Source organism: uncultured Fretibacterium sp. (genome assembly GCF_963544685.1).
Classification (GTDB): domain Bacteria; phylum Synergistota; class Synergistia; order Synergistales; family Aminobacteriaceae; genus CAJPSE01.
The window spans coordinates 1-8,341 of sequence record NZ_CAUUGJ010000101.1 but is presented as its reverse complement, the minus strand read 5'-3'; the positions used below and the strand labels follow the sequence as shown (position 1 = coordinate 8,341).

Here is an 8,341-nt window from a genome sequence, read left to right as displayed (position 1 = left end):
TCTGCAGGGCCTGTCCGGGGGAATAACGCAGAAGCGCGGGAGTGACCCCCAGCATGGGGTGTCCATACTCCGCGTTGTCGGGGATGGGCGTCGTCACGGTCAGGGTACGGTCGCCGCGCTGGACCTCGAGGCGGACGTCCCCCTTGACCGCAGCCTCCCTCAGCGCCTCGGACATCTCACGCCAATGGGCGACGGACCTGCCGTTCACCGCCACGACGCGGTCCCCGACCTCGAGGCCCGCCCGCTGCGCGGGGAACCCCTCCATCAGGGTCCCGATCCTCGTGTCCTCCATGTTCATGACCCCATGCCCGCAGAGGAAGACCGCCGTCAGCAGAAAGGCCAGCAGAACGTTGAAGAGGGACCCGTCCAGCAGGATCAGGAAGCGCTTCCAGGCGGGCTGCTCGTTGAACCCCATGCCCGGAAGCACCGTCTCCTCACCGGACTCCTCCCCCATCCCGGCCAGCCGACAGGAACCTCCGACCGGAAAAAGCCGCCAGGACCAAAGCTCTCCCTTCCGCTCGAACTGCCTGACCACGGGCCCCATGCCGAAGGCGAACTCGTGCACCTGCACCCCCAGAAGGCGCGCCGTGATGTAGTGCCCGAACTCGTGGACCAGCACGCAGATGGCGATGACGATTATGAACGCAATAATACTTGTCAGCATCGAATCGATTTCCTCCTTGCTTCCCTAAAAACTTCCCTGGACCCACCCAAGGGACTCGTCCCTTGGGAATCCCATTCGAGTCCTCCCGCGCCCCCTCAACCTTCCCACGCGCCGCAGACGGCGGCGCAGTGCCGCCCGGCCCATTCCATGGCCGCGAGCGCGTCCTCAAGGGTTTGGGGGACCGGGAGCGTACAGGCCCCCATCGTCTCCTCCACGGCCCGTGCGATGGCCGTAAAACCCAGCCGCCCCGAGAGGAACCGCTCCACGGCCACCTCGTCCGCCCCGACCAGTACGGCGGGGAACGGCCCCTTTCGCTCCATCACCTCCCGCGCCAGCCTCAGGGCGGGGAAGCGCTCCGGGTCCGGCTCCTCGAAGGCGATCGTTCGGGGGGCAAGCACGGGCCGCTCGAGCCCTCCAGAGGGAAAACGGCGCTCCGGCCAGAAGAGACAGGACGACACCGGAAGCCGCATGTCCGGAACCCCGGCGAGCATCTTGACGCTGCCGTCTTCGAACTCCGCCAGGGCGTGAACGAAGGACCCCGGAGAGACCACGGCATCCACCTGCTGGGGCTCCAGGCCGAAGAGCATCATCGCCTCGATCAGCTCGATCCCCTTGTTCATCAGGGTGGCGCTGTCGACCGTGATCTTCGCCCCCATGGACCATACGGGATGGCGGAGCGCCATCTCCGGCGTGACCGCCTCCAGCTCCGACGCCGTCCAGGTCCGAAAAGGGCCGCCCGAGGCCGTGAGGCAAACGCGCCGCACGGGGGCGGACTCGCCGTGCAGACATTGCCACACGGCGTTGTGCTCGCTGTCCAAGGGACGCAGCTGATCCTTCGTCCGCACCAAGGGCATCACCCACGGCCCCGCGACGACGATGCTCTCCTTGTTCGCCAGGGAGACCTCCTTCCCCGCTCGCAGGGCGGCCTGCAGGGCCGGGATGGCCGCGGTCCCGGAGGACGCGAAGACCACATGGTCCACCGACGGGTCCTCCGCCACGGCGATCAGGCCCTCGGGGCCCCGAAGCCCTCTCGTCCCCTCCGGCCCAAAGTCGGGCGGCGCGTCGTGGACGCAGAGCATTGTAACACCGAACTCCGCCGCCAGCGCCATCAGTTTTTCGGAGGGCGACCGAGCGGCGAGGGCACAAACCTCGAGCGCGTCGGGGTATGCACGGCACACGTCCAGGACGGACGACCCCACGCTGCCCGTCGCCCCGATGACCGCAATCCGCTTCCGCCCCGGCCCCGTCATGTCAGGACGATCCCGAAGAGCAGATAGGTCAGGAGCCCGTTGATCAGGATGCTGTCGAAGCGGTCCAGGGCCCCCCCATGTCCGGGGATGAGACGGCCCGAGTCCTTCTCGCCGAGCTCCCGTTTGAGGAGGGACTCGGCCAGGTCCCCCATCTGGCCGGCGAGCCCGCAGACCAGGCCGATCAGGAAAAGGGGATAGGGCGGCTGCTCCAGGACGTAGATGACGATGGCGACCATCAGGAAGCTGCCCAGGAAGCCGCCGATGAAGCCCTCCCAGGTCTTCTTTGGGCTGATGTGCTCGCAGAGCCTGTTCCGTCCCCACCGCGCGCCGATCAGGTAGGCCATGACGTCGCAGCCCCATGTACTGGCAAAGAGGGACACGAGAACGAGGTTCCCCGTGGGGAGGCTCCGCAGCAGAAGGATGCAGGTCCAGGGCATGACGATGAAGAGCACCCCGGACAGGGTCCCCCCCACGTTTCCGACCACGAAGCTCTGCCCCGTCGTCTGGCGGCGCAGGATCTCGACCATGAAGATGGCATAGGTGCTCAGGGACAGGATCAGGGCGATCGAGACCGGCCGGCTCCCCTCGACGGCCGAGAGGAGCACGGCCAGGGAGCAGATGTAGCCGATTCCGCGCGAGAGCCTCAGCCGCTTGCCGAGCAGGCGGTAATATTCCCCCTGCGAGATGAGGGCGAGCGTGGCCACGACGCAGAGCCAGGCCGTCCCCCCCAGGTAGATGCAGCCGATGATCCCCAGGACGATGACGGCGCCGCTCAACGTGCGCAGAATAAGCTCGCGGCTAGGATTTGAGCCCGCCATAGCGCCTCTCCCGCCCGGCGTAATTCCCAAGGGCCGCGTCGAGGGCGGCCTCGTCGAAATCGGGCCAGTGGATGTCCGTGAAGTAGAACTCGCTGTAGGCCGCCTCCCACAGCCAGAAGTTGCTGAGGCGAAGCTCGCCGCTCGTCCGGACGATCAGGTCCGGGTCCGGGACGTCCGGCAGGTAGAAGAAGCGCCGCAGGTCGGCCTCCGTGACGGGGCCGGAGTGGCCGCTCGCCACGAGCGCATTGACGGCGTCCAGCACCTCGGCGCGTCCGCCGTAGTTCAGGCACAGGATGAAGTCGATCGTCGTCTCCTCCCTGGTGCGCTCCTCGGCCCAGCGCATCATCTCCAGAAGGTCCGCGGGAATGTTGTCGCGCCGCCCCGCGAAACGGATGCGCCCGCCCTCCGCCCTGATCGCGTCGACCTTGCGGCGGATGTAGTAGCGGAATAGGCTCATCAGACCGTCGACCTCCATCTTCGGCCGGTTCCAGTTCTCGGTCGAGAAAGCGTAGACCGAGAAATAGCGGATTCCCCGGCGCTTCACGAGGCGGACCATCTCCTCGAGCTTCCTCAGGCCGGCACGATGCCCCATGAGGCGGGGCAGCCCCCTCCGCTTGGCCCACCTTCCGTTTCCGTCGAGGATAATTGCCAGATGATCGGGCACCGTCTTCGGCGCCGACTTCGACTCCGTCTTCATGGTTGCTCGGCGTTCTCCTTCCTTGTCTCGTCCAGCCTTATCTCGTCCAGGCGGGCCTTCAGCTTCCGGACGTCCTGCCACGTGAGGTCCTTCGGGCTGCCCTTCTGCCGGGAGTCGTTGCGCAGAAGGTAGCTGGGGTGGAACATGGGCATGACCTCGATCCCCCGCCATTCGAACCAGCGCCCGCGAAGGGCGGTTATCCCCTCGGAGGTCTTGAGTATCCAGCGCATCGGCGTATTGCCGAGGCACACGAGGATGCGCGGCCGGATCAGGAGGAGCTGCGCCTCCAGAAAATCCCCGCACCGCATCATCTCCTCCTGGGTGGGCACGCGGTTGTTCGGAGGACGGCACTTCACCACGTTGGTGATGAAGACCGACTCCCGGTCTATCCCCGCCGCGGTGAGGATCTGGGTGAGGAGCTGACCGGCCCTTCCCACGAAGGCCAGCCCTTCCCGGTCCTCGTCGGCCCCGGGCCCCTCCCCGACGAAGACGAGCGGCGTCCGCGCCGTCCCCTGGCCGAAGACCGTACGCGTACGGGTCCCGCAGAGCCCGCAGCGGTCGCAGGTCTCGACCCGGGCCCTCAGCTCGTCCCAGGCCGCCGCCCGCCGGTCCTCGGGGGCGTTCCGCGCGGCCCCCATCCCGTCCGCGCCCATCCGATCCCTTTCCTCCAAGCTAGAGTTCGATTTCATGGATCTTGACGTTGACCTTTCTGACGTCCATCCCCGTAAAGTAGCTCAGCCCGACGCTGATCTTCTTCTGCAGGAGGCGGGCGATGAGCAGGGCGCTTCGGTTCCCCAGCCTGAGGTCGATCTCCAGGTTCACCTCGAGGCTGTCGTCGTCGGTCTCCAGCTCGATCTCGTGTACCTTGCGGACGTGCTCTCCGATCACGACGAGGCGCCGGCACATCTCCAGGATGGCCTCCCTGCCGATCGTCACGTGCCCGTCGAAACTGAAGGGAGGCTTGACGATGGTGCGCCCGTCGTCCCTGTCCTTGCTCTTGAAGAGGTCCTTAAGCTGGCTCACCAGTTTTCCGGCGAAGTTGCGCTGAATCTGGGTGCGGGCGACGGGGACGACGTGCTGCCTCTTCTCGCGCCGTTCCCGAAGCGCGTTGTCGATCTCCTCCCGCGTCGCCACGTCGGTGATGCCGATGATCTTGACGGGATCGTTCAGGCCCAGCTTCGCGACGATCTTCCGCATCATCCCCTCGGAGGTGGCGAGGAGCATCAGCCTGCAGGGAGCGCGTCCCTCGAGGAAGCCCACCACCTCCTCGCGGTGGGCGGGGTACTCGAAGAGCGCGCGCCGGATGGCCCGGACCATGTTGCCCTCCGACTTGGCGCTCCGGCCCGCCATGATGCGCCCCCGGGACACGACCAGGCCGTCGTCGACGATCAGGTCGATGCCGTGCTGGCGCGCCACCTGCGAGGCCCTCTGGCTCTTGCCGGTCCCCGCCGGCCCGACGAACGCGTACACCTCGATCGTGGAGAGGTCGGGCTTCCGCACCGGGGTCCTCTCTTCGTGGAGCTTTTCTTCAGGGAACTTCTCCTCGGAGATCTTCTCCTTGGGGGGCAGTCCCTCGGCGACGTTCGGTACGACATCCCGCAGGGCCTCCCCCGCCTCAGTCCTCGGTTTCGTCATCGTTCGGCCCCCTCCTCGAGGGACACCGAGGCCCCCAGGCCGCGAAGCTTGCGGTCGATGGCCTCGTATCCGCGCCAGACGTGCACCATGTCCTCGATGCGCGTCTCCCCGGAGGCGGAGAGCCCGGCGAGGATCAGCGCGGCCCCCGCGCGCAGGTCCGTCGCCCTCACGGACGCCCCGTCCAGCCTCCTCACCCCGTTGATGATGGCCGTGTCCCCCTTGATGCGGATGTCGGCCCCCATCCGATTGAGCTCCTCGGCGTAGAGGAAGCGGGCCTGAAAGACGCTCTCCTCCACCATGCTGACGCCGCCCGCAAGGGCCAGGGCCGCCGTCATCTGAGGCTGGAGGTCCGTGGGGAAGCCGGGATAGGGCATCGTCTTCAGGGAGACGGACTGCAGGCGTTCGACGGGGAAGACGGTCACCTCCCCCTTTCTGACGGAAAACCTCGCCCCGGCCTCCTCCAGCTTGGCGAGCAGGGCGTCGATGTGCGCGGGGACGACGTCGCACACGGTGATCTCCCCGCCGGTCATGACGCCCGCCAGAATGTAGGTGCAGGCTTCGATGCGGTCGGGGATCACCCGTTCGCGTCCCGGCTGCGCCTCGTCGACCCCCTTGATGCGGACGCACCCCGTCCCCTCCATCTCGATGGGGACCCCCATGGTCCTCAGCACCGCGGCGAGGTTCTCGATCTCAGGCTCACGGGCCGTATTCTCGATGATCGTCTCGCCGCGGGCCAGTGCCGCGGCCATCATCAGGTTCTCCGTCGCCCCCACCGAGGGGAAGTCGAGGTAGATTCTCCGGCCCCGCAGCCGATCCGCCGCCGCGTGCACCACGCCGTTGCGGATCTCTATCTTCGCCCCCATCTGCACGAGCCCCTTCAGGTGCAGGTCTATGGGGCGGCTGCCGATGGAACACCCGCCCGGCAGGGGCAGGGCCGCCCGGCCGCCGCGGGCCAGCAGGGGGCCAAGCGCCAGCGAGGAGGCCCTCATCTTGCGCACCAGGTGCTCCGGGGCCTCCCAGGCGATGTCCTCGGGGACGTTCAGCAGCACGCGGTCCTCCTCCCTCGAGACCTCCACTCCAAGGGCCCCGAGCAGTTCCATCATCGTGCTCACGTCGCAGAGGTCCGGGACGTTGTCGAGCGCAAGCGTCCCTCCCTTCAGGAGAAGGCAGGCCGCCATGACGGGCAGAGCCGCGTTTTTCGCCCCCTGGGTCCGGACGGTCCCCCTGAGAGGGATCCCCCCCTGTATCCTCATGACGTTCATCCGCCGATCCCTCCCGCAAGGCTGTCCAGATAGTCCAGGAGGATATCCCGGATCCTCTCGGATGCCCTGCCGTCGCCGAAGGGCATCCCCCGCTTCAAAAACGTTCCCCGATAGTCCGGGTCCTCCAGAAGGCGCAGCGACTCCCGAAGGATGGCCTCCGGGTCCGTCCCCACGAGGACCCCCGTCCCCGAGGCGATGGCCTCGGGACGCTCCGAGAGGTCCCGAAGGATCAACACGGGCTTTCGGAGCGCCGAGGCCTCCTCCTGGATCCCCCCGCTGTCGCTCACGATGAAGAGGCTCCGGTTCATGACCGAGACGAAGTCGGGATACGACAGGGGCTCCGTGAGGATCACCCGGGAAAAGCCCCCAAGCTCCCTGCGGACGACCTCGCGGACGGCCGGGTTCTTGTGCAGGGGCACCAGCACCCGCACCTCGGGATGCGCCTCGACGAGGGCGGCCACTCCCCTGCATATGCGGGCCAGGGGCTCCCCCCACGATTCCCTTCGATGCGCCGTCATCAATACGAGGGGACCGTCCTCGGGGACCCCGTCCAGGACCTCCGCCCGGCCGAGGTTCCCGAGCGTCCAAAGGAGCGCATCGATGACGGTATTGCCCGTCACGAAGATTCGTTCCTCAGGCGCTCCCTCGCGCCTCAGGTTCTCCGCATCCCCCGGGGTCGGCGCGAAGAAAAGGGAGGCCAGCCGGTCGGCGAGCACCCGATTGGCCTCCTCCGGGAAGGGAAGGGCCATGTTGTGGCTGCGCAGCCCCGCCTCGACATGCCCGACCGGGACGCCGCGGTAGAAGCCCGCCATGGCGGCCCCAAGCGTCGTCGTCGTGTCCCCGTGCACCAGCAGCATGTCCTGCGGGCTCCCGTCCAGGAAGGCGCCGACCCCCAGCAGAACGGCCGAGGTCACGTGATCGAGGGTCTGTCGTTCCCTCATGACGTTCAGGTTGACGTCCGCCGCGATTCGGAAATGGGCCAGAGCCTGCTGCAGCATGTCGGAGTGCTGCCCGCTGGCCAGGACCGTCACCGCAAAGCGCCCGTCCTCCTTCAGCAGCCGCACGAGCGGCGCCATCTTGATGGCCTCCGGCCGGGTCCCGACGACACAGGCTATCCTATGCATGAAGCGCCCCCGCCTCCTTCGTTCGCCGTTGTCCATGTCCTCCAGTTCATCTCTTCCAATCCATGTCCTCCACGGGAAGTCGTCAGGAGAGGCGCGCGTAGACCATAAGCCCGCCCGCCAGGGACGCCGACTGCATCAGCACCAGGCAGACGACGGCCCAGAGGGGAGAGCCCGTAAGCCCCATCAGACGGTGGTGCAGGTGTCCCTTGTCGGGATAGAACGGGGACCGGCCCATCAGGATGCGCCGGCTGAAGGCGATCATCGTGTCCAGAACGGGCATCCCGCCGAACAGCAGGAGCAGCAGGACCAGCTCGTTCAGTCCGATTCCCCGAAGCGTCGGAGCCGCGGCGGTCAGGAAATGGGCGGAGAAGAGATAGCCCAGCAGGGTGCTGCCCCCATCCCCCAGAAAGGTCCGGGCACAGGGGAAGTTCCAGCACAGGACCCCCAGCGCCGCCGCCGCCATGACCACCCCCACGGGGGCGGCCCCCAGAAAGGCCAGCCCCGCCGACGAGGCGATGAAAAGGGAGATGCACAACCCATTGACCCCATCGATCAGATTATAGGCGCTCGTGACCCCCGCAATCCAGACGGCGCACGCAAAGGCCGTCAGAGGGGGCAGCCCCAGCGGCAGGACCGCCAGAGCCGAGCTCAGGAGATGGAGCCCCAGCCTCAGGAACGGGCTCAGCGAGCGCATGTCGTCGATATAGCCGATGAGGAAGACGATCGTGGCCCCGAGCGCGGTGAAACGCACGGAGGGCGCTTCCGCCACCGCGTAGAGCGCCCACAGGAGATACCCCGTCCAGAGCACCAGCCCGGCGCCGCGGGGCATCTGGCCCGTGTGGATCTTCCGGGCATCGGGCAGGTCGAGAATCCGGTAACTGCGGGCCAAGC

Annotated in this window: 9 protein-coding genes; all 9 read right to left on the bottom strand. The window is 67.3% G+C overall.

Annotation, left to right across the window (positions count from 1 at the left end; translation table 11 throughout):
• On the bottom strand, nucleotides 1–664 hold a 664-nt coding region (locus ABLA28_RS09185), incomplete at its 3' end, for a M50 family metallopeptidase (protein WP_347713411.1).
• Nucleotides 665–759: 95 nt separating this feature from the next.
• Nucleotides 760–1,914, bottom strand: coding sequence for a 1-deoxy-D-xylulose-5-phosphate reductoisomerase (locus tag ABLA28_RS09180; protein ID WP_347713410.1), 1,155 nt, complete (start codon nucleotides 1,912–1,914; stop codon nucleotides 760–762).
• The gene (locus tag ABLA28_RS09175; RefSeq protein WP_347713409.1) at nucleotides 1,911–2,732 is read right to left on the bottom strand and encodes a phosphatidate cytidylyltransferase; all 822 of its coding nucleotides are present in this window, start codon (nucleotides 2,730–2,732) and stop codon (nucleotides 1,911–1,913) included. The genes ABLA28_RS09180 and ABLA28_RS09175 overlap by 4 nt, the downstream gene beginning before the upstream one ends.
• On the bottom strand, nucleotides 2,713–3,429 hold the full coding sequence (gene uppS, locus ABLA28_RS09170) for a polyprenyl diphosphate synthase (protein WP_299300547.1): 717 nt from the start codon (nucleotides 3,427–3,429) through the stop codon (nucleotides 2,713–2,715). Before uppS ends, ABLA28_RS09175 begins: the two co-directional genes overlap by 20 nt.
• Nucleotides 3,426–4,082, bottom strand: a complete 657-nt coding sequence (locus ABLA28_RS09165) for a uracil-DNA glycosylase (protein WP_347713408.1) — start codon at nucleotides 4,080–4,082, stop codon at nucleotides 3,426–3,428. Before ABLA28_RS09165 ends, uppS begins: the two co-directional genes overlap by 4 nt.
• 19 nt (nucleotides 4,083–4,101) lie before the next feature.
• Complete coding sequence (locus tag ABLA28_RS09160) at nucleotides 4,102–5,064, bottom strand: isopentenyl transferase family protein (RefSeq protein ID WP_347713407.1); 963 nt, start codon at nucleotides 5,062–5,064, stop codon at nucleotides 4,102–4,104.
• A complete protein-coding gene (gene murA / locus ABLA28_RS09155; RefSeq protein ID WP_347713406.1) occupies nucleotides 5,061–6,326 on the bottom strand; it encodes a UDP-N-acetylglucosamine 1-carboxyvinyltransferase in 1,266 nt (421 codons plus the stop codon). Before murA ends, ABLA28_RS09160 begins: the two co-directional genes overlap by 4 nt.
• Nucleotides 6,323–7,450, bottom strand: a complete 1,128-nt coding sequence (wecB, locus tag ABLA28_RS09150; RefSeq protein ID WP_347713405.1) for a UDP-N-acetylglucosamine 2-epimerase (non-hydrolyzing) — start codon at nucleotides 7,448–7,450, stop codon at nucleotides 6,323–6,325. Before wecB ends, murA begins: the two co-directional genes overlap by 4 nt.
• A gap of 82 nt (nucleotides 7,451–7,532) precedes the next feature.
• Nucleotides 7,533–8,341: MraY family glycosyltransferase (locus tag ABLA28_RS09145; RefSeq protein WP_347713404.1), on the bottom strand; the 809-nt coding region annotated here is incomplete at its 5' end.

Coding starts and splice junctions, on each gene's coding strand:
- wecB (WP_347713405.1), bottom strand. CDS start 7,450: ATGCATAGGATAGCCTGTGTCGTCGGGACCCGGCCGGAGGCCATCAAG.
- ABLA28_RS09165 (WP_347713408.1), bottom strand. CDS start 4,082: ATGGGCGCGGACGGGATGGGGGCCGCGCGGAACGCCCCCGAGGACCGG.
- uppS (WP_299300547.1), bottom strand. CDS start 3,429: ATGAAGACGGAGTCGAAGTCGGCGCCGAAGACGGTGCCCGATCATCTG.
- murA (WP_347713406.1), bottom strand. CDS start 6,326: ATGAACGTCATGAGGATACAGGGGGGGATCCCTCTCAGGGGGACCGTC.
- ABLA28_RS09175 (WP_347713409.1), bottom strand. CDS start 2,732: ATGGCGGGCTCAAATCCTAGCCGCGAGCTTATTCTGCGCACGTTGAGC.
- ABLA28_RS09160 (WP_347713407.1), bottom strand. CDS start 5,064: ATGACGAAACCGAGGACTGAGGCGGGGGAGGCCCTGCGGGATGTCGTA.
- ABLA28_RS09180 (WP_347713410.1), bottom strand. CDS start 1,914: ATGACGGGGCCGGGGCGGAAGCGGATTGCGGTCATCGGGGCGACGGGC.